Source organism: Acinetobacter sp. 226 (assembly GCF_048147925.1).
In the GTDB taxonomy this organism is placed as follows: Bacteria; Pseudomonadota; Gammaproteobacteria; order Pseudomonadales; family Moraxellaceae; genus Acinetobacter; species Acinetobacter pecorum.
In genome coordinates, this window is the sequence record NZ_JAYWYX010000016.1 from 71,266 (window position 1) to 86,774 (window position 15,509).

Sequence of the window (15,509 nt, forward strand, 5' to 3'; positions counted from 1 at the left end):
ATACTCGAATAGTCCTTATCGAATAGCGACTAATTTTAGTTGTCCATGATTTGTCAGCATCTTGTCTTCGACATCTATAGCTGATGCTAAAGGTGTCAATAATACGTATTCAGTTTTTGCAGGTATCTGCAGGATCCCTTCAATATGTTCATGTTGAATAATATTCGCCGGCCCTTCCTGATTTTTAAAACCGCCAGCGCCTTCCAGCACACAGCCACGATTGTCTAAAAATACAACAAAAGGCCAATAATAAGTTGGATTTTTTTGGCTAGAAGCATAAGAGTTAATCTGAATATTTTTAATATCAGATTGAAGTTTCACCACTTCAAAATCAAATTCGTCTGCTTTAAGAGGCACACGAGGCCACAGATTGATCGCTTTTTTAAGGCTGATTTCTTTAGCATTTTTAATTTTTTTATCGTTAAAACACTGTTTCCCTAAGCTATCGATGGTTTCAGGCTGTGATATACGATAATAACTTTGTGCCAGTACCACAGGACCAAAATCTAGCTCTGGCGTTTGAAACAGGGCTTTTAACAGGGATTGCCCGACCCCTTTTTCACGCTCAATCGTCTGGATCCGCGTAGTTCCCATATTTTTGTCTACCACACCTTCAGGCATGCTATAGAAACGTTTTTTACCGTCTACATTGAATTCTTTATTTTCCAGATATTCACTATCCACATATTCAATGCCTTCTATCTGGCTAAATCCGGGTTTTTGCACAGTTGCTGCAGAAGATTTAAGGCCAGTATTAGCAATTTGAGGAACTTGAGCTTGTGATTCAGACTTCAATCGCGTTTTAGACTGCGTCCGTTCTGGGGCAATAACTGGTTGTACTGGTTGTACTGGTTGTACTGGTTGTACTGGTTGTACTGGTTGTACTGGTTGTACTGGTTGTACTGGTTGTACAACCATATTATGGTCCTGCCTAGACTTCACTTGTCTATTTTCAGTGACTGGTATTTTTTCCAAATTTTGCTGTACCGAGGAGGATTGGACTGCTACCACAGTTCCTGTTTTTTTAGAAGATGGATATTTTTCTTCAGTTTTTTTCTCTGCAGGGTTACCGGGTACAACTAATGGTCGCCCATCCGGACCAATAATCGTAATAAATTCTTTAGCACTTGTAGTGAAAGATAAGGGTACCAGATTTAATACCAGCACCGCTGCCCATCCAACTTTCCCTGTCTTGATCATGTCTTTGTTACCAACGCGTGCGATAGTTCAAACCTAAAATGGTAATTTTGGTATCTGTTTTGATGTTTAAACCTGCATATGGGTTTAATAGCAAATTATTTACCCCAGTCTGGTTAGCTAAACTACTGGTATTTGCTGGAATCTGATCCTTACCGCGTAAGAAACCAATCGATAGATCCAGATCAGTGTCTGCATCAAAACGATAACCTACCCCCAGGCCAAACAACTGTGCACCATTAATAGGTACCATAGTATTGCGCTTATCCTTTGGAATGGCACTGGTTCGTGGCTCATAACCTGCGCGAAGCTTTAGACGGTCGGTTGCCGAATACTCCATCCCTATACCGAAGTTCCATGGTGACTTAAATCCCATAGGTAAAGCCAGACTAGAATCGGTCACATTTCCAGACAAGATTTTGGCGATCTTTAAAGCGGAAAGCGTACGATCAAACTCGAATTTAAACTTATCCCAAACCTTATAATCCGTCCAGCCGACATCAAAATTCACCTGTAAATCAGGCATTACCTTATAGGTGATCCCTGCCTGGAAATGGGCTGGATATTCGAAATCCATCGACACCAAACCAGACTCACTGGAAGGAATATAATTTGGAAATCCCAGAATTGCAGCCAGAATCTGTCCGGTAGGCGAGGTCATTAAACCTTTAATCATCTCTTGCGGTGCTTTGGCATTATCAATATGGAATTTACCTTTTAGACGCATTTTTGCAGCGCTTTGATAAACCATACCAAAACTAAAGTCTTCGCGCGGTTCCCATAATATACCCAAGTTATAGCTGGGGCTTAAATTTTGCTCGAGCGACAACTGCATTTGGCCAAATTTGCCAAATGGATTCATGCCTTCGTCAGCATTACAAATTCCGAGTAAAAGAATGTCAGTAATGATGTCGGAATTTTCTTTAAACGGCGTACAGACAACCTCATCGATCATTCTTAGCATGCCGATCAGTTCATTTGGAAAACGCAAGTCTGTTTTCATCGCAATAGCCTGATACGACATCCCGACAGATGCACCAATCGACAGCTGGTCGTTAACCTCATAACCGACAGATGGAGACAGATAAGTAATCCGCTCCAAGGCAACCTGCTGACCCATGAAGTTTGCAGGACTTCCATCTTCCTGACCAAACCCGGCCATTAACGGTGCATAAATTGCGGTCGCATAGGTTGCTTTAGAACCAGGTGGATTGTAGGCAGCCCCCATGGTCGGCGCAACCAAAGGAAGGCCTTCGCCCAAATCGACCATTTTTTTAAGATAAGGCACAAAAAGACTGACGTATTCTACATCACCACTGACCTTGCCTTTAAAATCAGTACATATATCAGATGAAACTTCCGGTCCATCATGACAAACCATGGGGTCATCAGAATAGCCAAATACGTTATATCCAGCCGGCACTGAAAACTCACGCTGGATATCAAAATTAGCGACAATAATCTGCTGTTCTGTTTGCAGGCCCTGAATCTTAGTCAGGCCTGCCGGGTTAAAGTGAATGGCATTAACCCCTGGAGGATCTGCAGTTACAGCATTTCCCATAGATAATGCGCGCAGATCCACCGAAAGGTTGGCCCCTAGTTGCGCAAAAGTATAACTTGAACAGCCCGCAAGAATGATTCCTGTTAATAACGGGCTAAGTCGAATGGTTTTCATACGACACCCCTATTAACTGATTTTTTTACCAAAACCTAAAATATCAAGCGGGAATGACAATCCCAACGAAACATCCGGTGCATCTTCAGTCAGCCCCAGGCCGACAGTACCATTTACAATTGTTTCTGGAGAAACCCTGACCCCTAATGAAATCGCAAAAGTAGCACTGGTCTGATCCGCAGCAGAATAACTTTCACCCGTGTTATAGCTAAACTCAGCTCCCGTATTGAAGCTTTGCTGATAGGACATGGTCATTGAAACATCATAGTTAAATGAGTAGGCGAAACCGAATGCAAAACCCCCACTAATTCCGGGATCAAATTCTTCAATAATACGATAACCACGACGTTGGTTCAGACCGGATTCTTTAAAACCATAGTTCGCAGAAACCGATGCAAACAGTACGACCGGATCAATGTATTTACGCGTACTGGCCCCTAGCCCCGCAGAATAATATCCTTTACCGATACCGAGATCCGTGGCTGCATTAATTTCGTAGGGGCTTTCACCCGTTTTGGTAGATAAATTTGCAAATAAAATCAGAGGAAGACGGCCTGCTTTTAACGGAAAAGGCTCCCAACGCGCGCCCATGCTAATATCACCCAACCCGGCAGTAGAGGTATCTTTTAAGAGGTCGGTCTTGGCCACCAAAGGTAGGGATGCAGTTAATGTCAGATTATCTTTCACCCCATATTGGAAAGTGAAAGTATTGGTCAGAGTATGTGTTGCATTTTCTTGCACCCGCAGTTGATATAATTGTCCCTGAGCCATTTCTAGGTCAAGTTGGGTATCTCGATAGTAGGTATAATCAATATCGTAATAAGATGAAATATCACCTTTTTTAATCAGTGAATATTGACGTTCATTTGACGTAAATACTTCTTCGAGATTAGTTGCCTGAGTTGCATCGCCTTCTTGTTGCTGTAAAGCCTGAGATGCATCTGTGACCTGTTTAGGTTGAGCTTCTACAGGTACTGTAGTTTTAACAGTAGTATCTTCAACTACTTCATATCCCCCTAATTCTACATCTTCTGCAACCTGTGTTTCGACTTGCTCAGTTTGAGGCTGTACTGCTGTAGTTTCAACTACAACTTCCTCATCAACCGTTTCGTATTCACCTAGTGCTGGTTCTTCTGCAGCAAATGCAACGCCCATTACCATTTGAATGCTCAGTGCCAAGAACGTCTTGTTCATCCATTTACTGTTCATATCCATTTCACCATTTTAATTTTTATTACTGTTTTTCTTTACTTTATTTATTCTTATAATACAGTCTCAGGAAATTATATTGATACTCCCCAAACTTTTCTGATTCTGTATTACGATTACGGTCCATACGGATTGTAGAAGCTTTATCAGCAATTTTATCCATATAAAACTGTGGATATTGCATGTCGACCAAGGCATAGCGGTTAATTGTCGCATCCTCTACATGGCGCATATCTGATTCTTTTAATGCCAGAAAATTTTTGCGATATTGCTCAGGGACATTGATCAGGAACAAGGTGTTATTTTCCCAAATATCCTGAAAACGCCGCTCATCAAAACTGATATTGCCAAGTGCTGGATCTGCAACATAAACCCGGCCATTTTTATAGCCCTTATACACCACAAAATGCTTAAATCCCGCATAGGAAATCGGAACAATGGCCGGCTGATCTTGATTGACTAAATCCTTGAATTCTCCTCGATAGCCTCCGCTTTCCAATCCTAAGGCTGAAACAAAGCGCTTCATATCAAGTAGAGAAAAACTACGGCGTTCAACAATTTTATCCGTTTCACCAAATTTCATCAGCCCACTCATGACTTGCTGCTCATCCAGCTGCGTACCGACATAACCGTTGAGTAAGGTAGTAAGTGCTGCTGAACCACAACTATAGTCATAAGCCTGACGTACAATACCTTGGAATTGATCCAGCAGTGCCGGCTTTATTTCTACTGTTTCGCGGTGCATGCGCTTAAAAGAATCATTTCTTGAATCAAGGACTTCAGTATAGTGAACAGCGCCCGGTGGCTGTTTTTTGATATCTAGAGCTTCTTTGGCAGCGTAATACATCAATGCCGAGCCCAACGCGATCTCTAACATAATTATTAACTTTTCTTATGATTGGCATAATATGCCTATTTTTCTTTTTATAGAGTATTAACTCTACTTCCCTGTAACTAGAAAGATACCTTCTTTTTCAAAAAAATACAGCATTTTTTTTATTTTTTGGATAAATGATTCAGTCATAAAAAAAGCGCGTGTAAACACGCGCTTTTTTTAAATGAAGATTAGTGACCAGCAATAGTAATAATCGCACCTGGGGCGTATTGACCTAGCGCAGGGCTGAAATAAGTTTGTAAACCTTGGATTTCCATATCGCCGATTGATGCAGCAGTACGGCTACCTAAATGAATACCTTTCACATAATTATCATGTGCACCGCTCGTGCTAACAATACGGATATAGCCTTTAGATGCCGCTTCCTCACCAAATACGCTAATAGACTGATTTAACGCAAGATCTCTAGAGTTTGCATCTGTTAGTTTGATACTTTCAATGAAGATTTCACCTGCAGCACGAGTATCAGTTTTCGTTGAATTATCCAAGATGCCTAGGTCTTTAATTTCCAGACCACCGATCATATTTGCATTTAATTTAATCATTGCGCCTTGAGGTGCTGCACCCAATTGAATGTTTGCAGACATTGGACCTGTTTTAATTGACAAACCAGATAAAATTGCATTTGTCGTACCTTGACCACCACGACGAATAGACGTTGCATCTGCAGCTGGTTCATCACCAGATGCCACAACACCAATTTGACCAATATGAATATCTAAACCAGATACTGCTGCTGCAATATTAATGAATGGATTCCCACCACCAGCATCAGAGTCAATTTTCAAGTCAGCGAGGTTACGTGTAGGCAATAAATATGCACCATTATTGTCATAGTTAGCACCAACTACTACACCGTGAGCAGCTGTTGCACCTTTACCATTTGCTTCAATAACAATCGCACCTGCTGCACCTGTACCACCAGCTCCAGAATAACCATCATTATCATGAATATAGAGTTTTTCAATTTCAATTTTTGAAATACCGATACCAATCGAGATACCTTCCTGACCCGTTGTTTCGCTTAGAGATGCCTCATCCATTGCCTGCATCGCCATCGCATTGGCACTAAATGCAACTGAAGTCGCTAGAACTAATTTTGTGAATTTCTTCATTGTTTACTCTCCCAAGAGTACTATTTTTTTGATTGTGAATTACTCAGTGTTGAGGCTGTATTTTTTATTTTCTGACAGCTTAAACATCTTTCCTTGAGTAATTTGCTAGCCCACTTAAATTAACGTCGAGTCAGTTTTTGATCAACTGTCGTTGGTCGCAATCTGTCGCTTACCGATAAACGGTATTTCATGATTTAAAAATATTTTCCGTCTTCTTGATATAAAATAGTAAGTCATCCCGAACTCCCCATAACTGAATGACCGAAGCTCTCTATCATCGTCCCTTAAACTTTGAATCGCTGCTAGTTGCAGATCTATTATCTGCATTGAAGACATTGGATCATCTGGCGTATTTAAATAATAATGGTCAGCCTTTCATTGCCTGCTGTGCTCAGGAATATTTTATTGCCCAGACCTCAGAAACCCAGTGTTTTAAAAGAACAGAGATTGAACAATATCAAGCTGTTCCATCCGAATTCAATCTAGAAATTGATGGACCAAAAACGCCTCAAAAGCATGGATTTTCTGGAGGTTATATCGGCTTTATTGGCTATGATTATGCAGCTCAGCAATATATCCATTATCCAGACCGTCCCCAACCCGGTTTATTCATTGGTCAGTTCTCGTCCTACATTAAGCCAAGTTCTGAAGGCTGGATGTTCTATAGTCACGACTCGCAGGCCGAGCAAATTTTCAATCATATCCAAGGCTTGCTTGAACGAGATTTAAATTATCCAACATTTCAGTTAAAAAGCCCTTGTACTGCACGCTGGACAAAATCTGTTTACACTCAGGCTTTTCAGGAGATTCAGGATTATATTGTTGCAGGTGACTGTTATCAGATTAACTTGACTCAAGAATTTTCAGGTCGTGCCCAAGGCTCCCTCTTAGCGACTGCCCAAGCCTTCTGGTCACTTACCGAAGCACCCTATGCGGGTTATTTGCGCATTGGTGATTTTGAATTACTCAGCTGCTCACCCGAGTTATTTATTGATTTTGAAGCAGATCGAAAAATCATTACCAAGCCGATTAAAGGCACCATGCCACGCTATAGCGACCCTGTGCTAGACGAGCAATCTAGACAAACCTTAAAAGCATCGGAAAAAGATCAGGCAGAAAATGTCATGATTGTGGATTTATTACGTAATGATTTAAGTGTTTATGCGAAAACAGGTACTGTCAAAACACCCAAGCTGTTTAACATTGAAAGCTTCAATCAAGTGCATCATATGGTGAGTGAAGTTGAGGCAACTCTAAAGGAAAATGTGAATCCTTTTGAGGTTTTAATGTCTGCACTGCCAGGCGGTTCAATTACGGGTGCACCTAAAATTCGTGCCATGCAAATTATTGAAGAACTCGAAGGTGCACCGCGTGGGGCTTATTGTGGCTCAATGGGGTATTTTAATTTTGATGGTACAGGCTCCTGGAATATTCTGATTCGCTCTATTCAGAAGTATCAGGAGGAAGTGTCTTTATGGGCTGGTGGTGGCATTACCATTGCATCTGACAGTGATGCAGAATATCAGGAATGTTTTGATAAAGTTGAAGCCATGCTGAATTTACTCAATACCTGGTATGAGCCTGAATAAATGAAAAAAGCGATTCAATTGAATCGCTTTTTTATTTTGAATCCACCCTAACCCTTCTTCACCAAAGGAGGGAATCCTCTAATTCAGTAAAATCAGGAAAGTCCTTCTTTTCTAAAGATGAGAAGCACCGCTTCGCAAGGGAGAGATTAAACTAAAATCTCGTTTTTCAAGGTATCTACCAAACGCTGATTCTGTTCATCCGTACCAATGGTGATACGCAGGAACTGATTTATCCGTGGTTTATTAAAATAACGCACGATGATGCCATGTTCACGTAATTCAGTTGCAAGTTCGCCTGCCTCCTTAGATGGCAATGAGGCAAAAATAAAGTTGGCACTCGATGGTAAGACTTTAAAACCAAGTTCACTCAGTTGAGCAACTAGCATTTCGCGACTCGCAATTACTTTAGCATTTTGCGTTTCAAAGTATGCTTGATCCTCAAAAGAAGCCACCGCAGCAGCAATTGCAAAACGATCCATTGGATAGGAGTTGAAGCTGTTTTTTACCGCTTCAAGTGCAGCAATTAAATGTGGTTGCGCGATTGCAAAACCAACACGCAAACCTGCCAATGAACGTGATTTAGACGTAGTTTGGCAAACTACAAGGTTGTCATACTTTTTAACCAAACTTACTGCTGATTCGGCACCAAAGTCCACATAGGCTTCATCAATGACCACCACCGAGTTGGGATTGGCTTGAAGAATTTCTTCAATTGCAGACAAGCCCAATGCAATACTGGTTGGCGCATTTGGATTGGTAATGATAATTCCGCCATTTGGCTGCTTATAGTCATCCACTACAATTTCAAAATCATCATTGAGTGGCAAGACTTTGGTTTTGACACCAAAGAACTGACTATAAACTGGATAGAAACTGTAGGTAATATCTGGATATAAAAGCGGTAATTCTTGAATGAAAAAGGCTTTAAAAATATGCGCTAAAACTTCGTCCGAGCCATTTCCAACAAAGACATTTTCAACAGCAACTTTTTGCTGTTTAGCGATCGCCTGTTTTAGTTCAGATGCATCAGGATCAGGATATAAACGCAATACATCTGCACCATTCGCCAAAACCTTTTGTACCGCTTCTACCACTTTGGGTGACGGCGGATATGGGTTTTCGTTGGTATTGAGTTTCAGTAAATTTTGGATTTTTGGCTGTTCCCCTGGGGTATACGGTTCTAACTCACGTACATCAGGACTCCAAAAACGCATTTGTTCTGCTGTGATCTTCATTTTTAAATTCTCTAAACTTCCTCTCTTTCCAGGAGAGGGTTAGGGAGAGGTCTCTTGATCACCCTTCTCCTAACTTCTCCCTGAGCCATATATGACGCAAAAGAGGAAATATTCATTTCTTTATTGATTTCTGCGGAATGACTTACTGATAACGATAACGTGCAGAACGTGCATGGGCATCCAGATTCTCTTGTTGCGCCAAAATATCTGCTGTTTTTGCTAAGGTTTTCACACCGTCTTGCGAGCACATGATCAAGCTCGAGCGTTTTTGGAAATCATACACGCCAAGTGGTGATGAGAAACGTGCAGTGCCCGAGGTTGGTAATACGTGGTTTGGACCGGCACAGTAGTCACCAATCGCTTCAGGTGTATAGCGACCCATGAAGATTGCACCAGCATGGCGAATATCTTCAGCCATTTCTTGCGCTTCATCTAAACAGAGCATGAGGTGTTCAGGAGCCACTTGGTTAATGAGTTCTACACCTTCTGCACGGTCTTTAACTAACACCAATGCACCGCGGTTCTCAATGGATGTACGTGCGATCTCAGCTTTTGGTAATGCTTCTAAATGCTTTTCGATCCATTCACCTACAGCATTTAAAAGTTCCTCATCAGGTGTAATGAATACCGCCTGTGCAACCGTGTCATGCTCAGCTTGTGACAGTAAATCCATCGCCAGCCATTCAGCATTATTTTCGCCTTCTGCATAGACTAAAATTTCAGAAGGACCAGCGATCATATCAATCCCGACTTGACCGAACACGGCTCGCTTCGCAGCAGCCACGAAACGGTTACCCGGACCTGTGATTTTATCGACTGATGGAATGGTTTCTGTACCATAAGCCAAGGCGGCCACGGCTTGTGCACCACCAATCGTAAATACGCGTGTCACACCGGCTAAATAGGCAGCGGCCAATACCAATGGATTGAGTTCACCATTGGGTGCAGGCACCACCATGATAATTTCAGGCACCCCCGCCACATGTGCTGGCACGGCATTCATTAACACAGAAGATGGATAAGACGCCAAACCACCGGGTACATAGATCCCCACACGATCCAGTGGGGTCACTTTTTGACCTAGTGTATTGCCTAAGGCATCCACATAAGTCCAGCCATCTTGCTTTTGTGCTTGGTGGAATTCCCGAATACGATTCGCTGCAAGTTCAAGCGCTTCCCGGACTTCCGTGCTTAGACCATCAAATGCTGCTTTCAATTGTTCCTGGGTCAGCTCAAGCTCTGAGAATTGATGCGCTGGATGTCGATCGAACTGTTGAGTGAGTTTAAGAACATGAGCATCACCATGCTGACGAACATCAGCGATGATTTGATCTACGGTTTTTAAAAGTTCGGGGTCACTCACAGTTTCAAAAGCCAACAAATCAGCAAAGACTTGTTTAAAGTTCTGATCTTGAGTCGATAAACGTCGCATCAATTTATCCACAATGAAAATAATGGGAGGCTTTAGTTTACCTTGTTTCCTGATTATTGTGGACAAGATTCAACTTGGAATGAAACAACTTTCATGAATAATTACTTTTGATTTTATTGCTAAACTCGTTCAATCTAGGCTCAAGATCAAAACATCATCCAAAAAAATAAGAGTATAAATATGGATGCTATACAGATTGCCCAGCAGTTTTCTCTCGGACACTTTAATCAACTGCATCCGTATATTTCGGATGACATTGTTTGGGAGATCATCGGTGAACGTGACTTAATAGGAAAAGAAACTGTACTCAATCACATCACTACAATTGAGAGATTTTTTCGAAACGCACCTCATCTATTTACGTTAAAAAACACCCATATTTGTCAAAATTTTATTATCATTCAAGGTCATGCAACTTTCCATTTACATGGTCTTGATCATATTATTGCTGCTTGTGATATTTATGAATTTAATCTCGACTCACAGATTATTAAAATTCAATCTTATTGTATTCCTATAAATCAGTTATAAAAAAAACCGCCCTATTAAGGACGGTTTTTGTGTTCAGCATAAATTATACTTTTTTCGCTTGCTCACGTGCTTCAACCGCTTGTTCCAGTTGAGCCAAAATCGGATTTAATAATGCCTGCTTACGCTTAAAGCTGGCTTTATTAACGATCAAACGTGAAGATACTTTACAAATTTCTTCAAGTGGCTCCAGACCATTGGCACGCAAGGTGTTACCGGTATCGACTACATCGACGATGTAATCACCCAGACCAACCAGTGGTGCAAGTTCCATTGAACCATACAGCTTGATCACATCCACTTGCTCGCCCAGGCTGGCATAGTATTGACGGGTTAAGTTGACGTATTTGGTAGCAATTTTCAGACGGCCTTTCGGACGCTCCATGCCCACTTTCCCTGCCGTCATCAGTTTACAGACAGCAATTTTTAAGTCGAGTGGTTCATAGACATTTTGCGCGCCATGTTCCATGAGTACATCTTTACCCGCAACACCAATATCTGCCGCACCATTTTCCACATAGGTCGGTACATCAGAGGCACGTAAAATTAAAATACGGACCTGTTTATGCGTGGTGGGGAAAATTAACTTGCGCGATTTATCTGGATCTTCTAAAAGATTAATACCAGCTGTTTCAAGTAAAGGTAACGTTTCTTTCAAGATACGTCCTTTACTCAATGCCAAAGTTAAACCATGATCAAAATTGCCCATTACGTCAAAGTTTGGATCATCGTTTCTCATATCGCTCATTAACTTACTCGCTTAATTTGGGCACCTAAACCTTGTAACTTCGCTTCAATATTTTCATAACCGCGGTCAATATGATAAATACGGTCAATCAATGTTTCACCTTCAGCGGCAAGTGCTGCCAATACCAAAGAGAATGAAGCACGTAAATCTGTCGCCATCACGGGTGCTGCAGAAAGTTTATCCACACCTGTTACGACTGCATCATTACCTTCCACCTGAATATTTGCGCCCATTCGTGCCAATTCAGGTACATGCATAAATCGATTTTCAAAAATGGTTTCTGAAATTGTCGCAAACCCATGGCCAATAGCATTCACCGCCATAATCTGAGCTTGCATATCTGTTGGGAAATCTGGATGTGGCAAGGTACGGAAGCTCACTGCTTTCGGACGTTTACCCATCATATCCAGTTCAATCCAGTCATCGCCACGGGTGACTTCTGCACCCATTTCTTCAAACTTTTCCAGCACAGCTTCCATCAGAGTTGGATCTGTATGTGTGGTTTTGATCTTACCACCCGTGATTGCAGCTGCAGCTAAATAGGAACCGGTTTCAATCCGGTCTGCAACCACTGAGTATTCACAGCCGTGTAAGCTCTCAACCCCAGTCACCACCAAGGTGTCAGTGTCTAGACCTTCAATCTTGGCACCCATTTTAATGAGCATTTGTGCAAGATCGGTGATTTCAGGTTCACGTGCAGCATTGCGAATTGTGGTGATGCCATCTGCTAACACTGCAGCCATCAGAATATTTTCAGTACCGCCGACAGTCACCATATCAAAGACCACTTCACCACCTTTCAGGCGACCATCGACTTTGGCATGTACATAACCGGCTTCCACTTCAATCTCGGCACCCAAAGCTTCCAAGGCTTTTAAATGCTGATCCACTGGACGGGAACCAATGGCACAACCACCTGGAAGTGACACTTTTGCACTACCATAGCGCGCTAGCAATGGACCGAGCACCAAAATCGAAGCACGCATGGTTTTTACGAGTTCATATGGTGCAAACTGGTTATCTAAAGTAGAGGTATCAGCAACAACTGTATCGCCTTCATAAGTCATGGTAATCCCAAGACCTGCAATGAGCTGCACCAGCGTATTGACATCTTTCAGATTAGGCACATTTCTAAGCTTAATAGGAGTGTCAGCCAGAATCATTGCCGCCAATAATGGAAGTGCTGCATTCTTTGCACCAGAAATACGCACTTCACCTTCGAGCTTAATACCGCCCTGAATTAAAAATTTATCCATTAAATGATTAAGCTCCAAATAAGCTTGCTTTGCGCCATTCTTCTTTTGTCATTGCTCGAATTGTCACTGCGTGAACTGCACCACTGGCAATATGGGCATTGAGAGGAGCATAAACAGCTTGTTGGCGTGCAACTGGACGCTTACCTTCAAATTGATCATCTACAATACGGAGATCAAATTTTCCGCCCTGACCACTCACAGCAACATCCGCCTCGGGAAAAGCGGCTTTTAAAATTTCAGTGAGCTGTTCATTATTCATCACAAGACCTCTAATAGGACTAAGGGTGTAAAACGAGCCATTTTACTATAAATAGCAAAAATAATTCACGAATCCCTACATTATATCTATAAAAAAAAGAGGCTTTTAAAACCTCTTTTTTATCATTTGTCCTTTATAGGACTAAAGCATGCTGCTGTAAATGTATTTCCCGGTATCGATCAATTTGCCGTTTAAGTTTTTCTGCTAATATTTTAATCGATGTATACATATCATCTGCGGTGGCGTGAGCAAAAAATTCAATGCCCGGTAATCGGATAATAGCCTCTGCGATATGATTACTACTGCCCTTTCTGGAGGGTTTATCGATTTGATGATCTTTGGAGAGTTTCACTTGCATACTATTCACCTGGTCCAGATGTTTCGTCATTTGTGAAAATTTGGTTTTTATACTTTCTTCAATTGCTGGCGTAATAGATAAATGATGTCCACGAATTGTTATTTGCATAGTTCTATCCCTCACCTTCGTTAGGATTAGAAGAGTCACAATATAAAACAACTTAAATACAGTAACTTATAAAATATATATTCCCATTTCAAGTCCTGAATAAAATCATTTTTACTGTCACTCAAAAGAAAGAAGATTCATTATGCTGTCATAATGAATCTCTAGAATAGCCAGATTTCAAATTTCAGATCAAGACTTTTCGCTCAGAAGATGAAGGAATATGTAACGATTCACGATATTTAGCTACCGTACGTCGTGCCACATCAATACCCTCATCTTTCAGAATGGTGGCGATCGCATTATCCGACAAAGGTTTGCGGGCATTTTCTTCAGAAACCAGTTTTTTGATTTTGGCACGAATGGCAGTAGAAGAGGCCTCCCCTCCTGAGGTGGTACCCACATGACTCGAGAAGAAATATTTCAGCTCAAATAAGCCTCGTGGGGTTAGCATATATTTATTAGTAGTCACTCGTGAAACTGTCGATTCATGCAATTCGACTTCTTCGGCAATATCTCTTAACACGAGAGGTTTCATGCCTTCCGCGCCGATCTCCAAGAACATTTTTTGATGTTCTACAATACAGGTTGCAACTTTCAATAAGGTTTTATGGCGTTCATCAATACTTTTAATAAAGTTTTTTGCTTCCAGCATTTGATTACGTAAATACTGATTATCATCACTTTGATCGGCACGACGAATCATCTTGGCATAGAACGAGTTGATACGTAACTTTGGCAGGATATCGGAGTTTAAATTGACCTGCCAACAGTTATCCTTTTTCATCACGACAACATCGGGTACCTGATAATCTGATTCCTTATTTTCAAATTCCAGTCCCGGGTGCGGTTTCAGAGTTTTTAGCAGATCCACTGCACAGCGCAACTGTTCTTGATTGAGTCCAGTTTGCTTTATCAGCTTAGGAAGTTCATTAGTAATCAATAATTCATAATGTTGCAGAAGTTTAATCGCATCATTTCGACAAGGCGTTGATGCGGGCAAATTATCAAGTTGAACCAGGAGACATTCTGCCAAGCTTCTAGAACCTACACCCACCGGATCTAAACGCTGGATATGTTTTAAAACGACTGCCACTTCATCATCTTCAATTTCTTCTTCAAAGTCCATAGAAGATAAAAGGTGTTGTACCGAAGCCGTAATTTCACTCAAATCTGCATCTAGAAAGCCTTTATCATCCAAGGAGTCAATAATGCAATAAGCAATCAATTTATCCACTTGGGAAAAATTCAATAGATTGATTTGCTCCAGCATATACTCCTGCAGAGTCTGATGTCCTTGACGATTATCTTCCCGCTCTTCGAATTCAGCCGCCCCGAGGCTCGTAGGCTGATGCGTATAAACATCATCCCAATCAGTATCTACAGGTAAGTCATCAGGCAGATGATTAGCATTAAGTTCATTGGTTAGATCATTATGTTCATTATCAGATTCAATAGTAGACAGGCTTTCAAGGGTAATTTGTTCTTCAACTTTTTCTAACAGAGGATTGCTATCAAGTTGCAACTGAACTTCCTGTTCTAGCTCCAGACTTGAAAGCTGCAATAACCGTATTGCTTGCTGTAATTGTGGAGTTAATGACAGCGAGTTCGCAATTTTTATGCCCACTGATAATCTCATTGTGACCCCCTTAATCAAAAATCTCGTTTTATAAGCAATTTTTATGCCGTTTTATTTTTTATAACATAGTTTTGTTTAAAAACATACAAAATGAATTCTTAATTTATAGTCTGTAGGGGTCAAATCACCTATCAGACGGTTCATTTTTAGAACATAAAAAAACACCCCCGGCCTTTAGACCTGGGGTGTTTTGAATAATGAGCTGGCGATGACTTACTCTCACATGGGTAATCCCACACTACCATCAGCGCTAAGAGGTTTCACTTCTG

At 41.3% G+C, this 15,509-nt stretch carries 14 protein-coding genes; 2 read left to right on the plus strand and 12 right to left on the minus strand.

The window, feature by feature from the left end; genetic code table 11:
* Nucleotides 1-15 precede the first annotated feature (15 nt).
* The 5 genes from filE to VXP95_RS09320 form a co-directional block, all read right to left on the minus strand.
* Entirely contained in the window at nucleotides 16-1,200 is a 1,185-nt protein-coding gene (gene filE, locus VXP95_RS09300) for a putative pilus assembly protein FilE (protein ID WP_416711895.1), read from the minus strand.
* Nucleotides 1,201-1,207: 7 nt separating this feature from the next.
* On the minus strand, nucleotides 1,208-2,872 hold the full coding sequence (locus tag VXP95_RS09305) for an OmpP1/FadL family transporter (RefSeq protein WP_416682332.1): 1,665 nt from the start codon (nucleotides 2,870-2,872) through the stop codon (nucleotides 1,208-1,210).
* 12 nt (nucleotides 2,873-2,884) lie between these two features.
* Nucleotides 2,885-4,087, minus strand: a complete 1,203-nt coding sequence (locus tag VXP95_RS09310; protein ID WP_416682330.1) for a hypothetical protein — start codon at nucleotides 4,085-4,087, stop codon at nucleotides 2,885-2,887.
* Nucleotides 4,088-4,124: 37 nt separating this feature from the next.
* Nucleotides 4,125-4,958 carry a C39 family peptidase gene (locus VXP95_RS09315; RefSeq protein WP_064101824.1) on the minus strand — a complete coding sequence of 278 codons (834 nt, stop codon included), beginning with the start codon at nucleotides 4,956-4,958 and terminating at the stop codon, nucleotides 4,125-4,127.
* Between the two features lie 188 nt (nucleotides 4,959-5,146).
* Nucleotides 5,147-6,091 (minus strand): DUF6160 family protein, encoded by a 945-nt coding sequence (locus VXP95_RS09320; protein ID WP_064097042.1) that lies wholly within the window; start codon nucleotides 6,089-6,091, stop codon nucleotides 5,147-5,149.
* Between the two features lie 257 nt (nucleotides 6,092-6,348).
* Here VXP95_RS09320 and VXP95_RS09325 point away from each other — a divergent pair, with 257 nt between their 5' ends.
* The gene (locus tag VXP95_RS09325; protein ID WP_416682328.1) at nucleotides 6,349-7,680 is read left to right on the plus strand and encodes an anthranilate synthase component I family protein; all 1,332 of its coding nucleotides are present in this window, start codon (nucleotides 6,349-6,351) and stop codon (nucleotides 7,678-7,680) included.
* A 146-nt stretch (nucleotides 7,681-7,826) separates the two neighbouring features.
* Here the strand turns inward: VXP95_RS09325 and hisC are convergent, their stop codons facing one another.
* Entirely contained in the window at nucleotides 7,827-8,915 is a 1,089-nt protein-coding gene (gene hisC, locus VXP95_RS09330; RefSeq protein ID WP_416711896.1) for a histidinol-phosphate transaminase, read from the minus strand.
* Nucleotides 8,916-9,057: 142 nt separating this feature from the next.
* A complete protein-coding gene (hisD, locus tag VXP95_RS09335) occupies nucleotides 9,058-10,359 on the minus strand; it encodes a histidinol dehydrogenase (RefSeq protein ID WP_171254985.1) in 1,302 nt (433 codons plus the stop codon).
* A 168-nt stretch (nucleotides 10,360-10,527) separates the two neighbouring features.
* On the opposite strand from hisD, the gene VXP95_RS09340 reads away from it, so the two are divergent.
* Nucleotides 10,528-10,878, plus strand: a complete 351-nt coding sequence (locus VXP95_RS09340) for a hypothetical protein (protein ID WP_064097046.1) — start codon at nucleotides 10,528-10,530, stop codon at nucleotides 10,876-10,878.
* Nucleotides 10,879-10,921: 43 nt separating this feature from the next.
* Here the strand turns inward: VXP95_RS09340 and hisG are convergent, their stop codons facing one another.
* From hisG to VXP95_RS09365, 5 genes are all read right to left on the minus strand, one after another.
* Nucleotides 10,922-11,623, minus strand: coding sequence for an ATP phosphoribosyltransferase (gene hisG / locus VXP95_RS09345; protein ID WP_064097047.1), 702 nt, complete (start codon nucleotides 11,621-11,623; stop codon nucleotides 10,922-10,924).
* Nucleotides 11,623-12,879 (minus strand): UDP-N-acetylglucosamine 1-carboxyvinyltransferase, encoded by a 1,257-nt coding sequence (murA, locus tag VXP95_RS09350; protein ID WP_416711897.1) that lies wholly within the window; start codon nucleotides 12,877-12,879, stop codon nucleotides 11,623-11,625. Before murA ends, hisG begins: the two co-directional genes overlap by 1 nt.
* Before the next feature lie 7 nt (nucleotides 12,880-12,886).
* Nucleotides 12,887-13,138 carry a BolA family iron metabolism protein IbaG gene (ibaG, locus tag VXP95_RS09355; RefSeq protein ID WP_004646023.1) on the minus strand — a complete coding sequence of 84 codons (252 nt, stop codon included), beginning with the start codon at nucleotides 13,136-13,138 and terminating at the stop codon, nucleotides 12,887-12,889.
* A gap of 133 nt (nucleotides 13,139-13,271) precedes the next feature.
* Nucleotides 13,272-13,604, minus strand: a complete 333-nt coding sequence (gene hpf / locus VXP95_RS09360; RefSeq protein ID WP_064097049.1) for a ribosome hibernation-promoting factor, HPF/YfiA family — start codon at nucleotides 13,602-13,604, stop codon at nucleotides 13,272-13,274.
* Between the two features lie 184 nt (nucleotides 13,605-13,788).
* On the minus strand, nucleotides 13,789-15,240 hold the full coding sequence (locus VXP95_RS09365; RefSeq protein ID WP_064097050.1) for an RNA polymerase factor sigma-54: 1,452 nt from the start codon (nucleotides 15,238-15,240) through the stop codon (nucleotides 13,789-13,791).
* Between the last annotated feature and the right edge of the window lie 269 nt (nucleotides 15,241-15,509).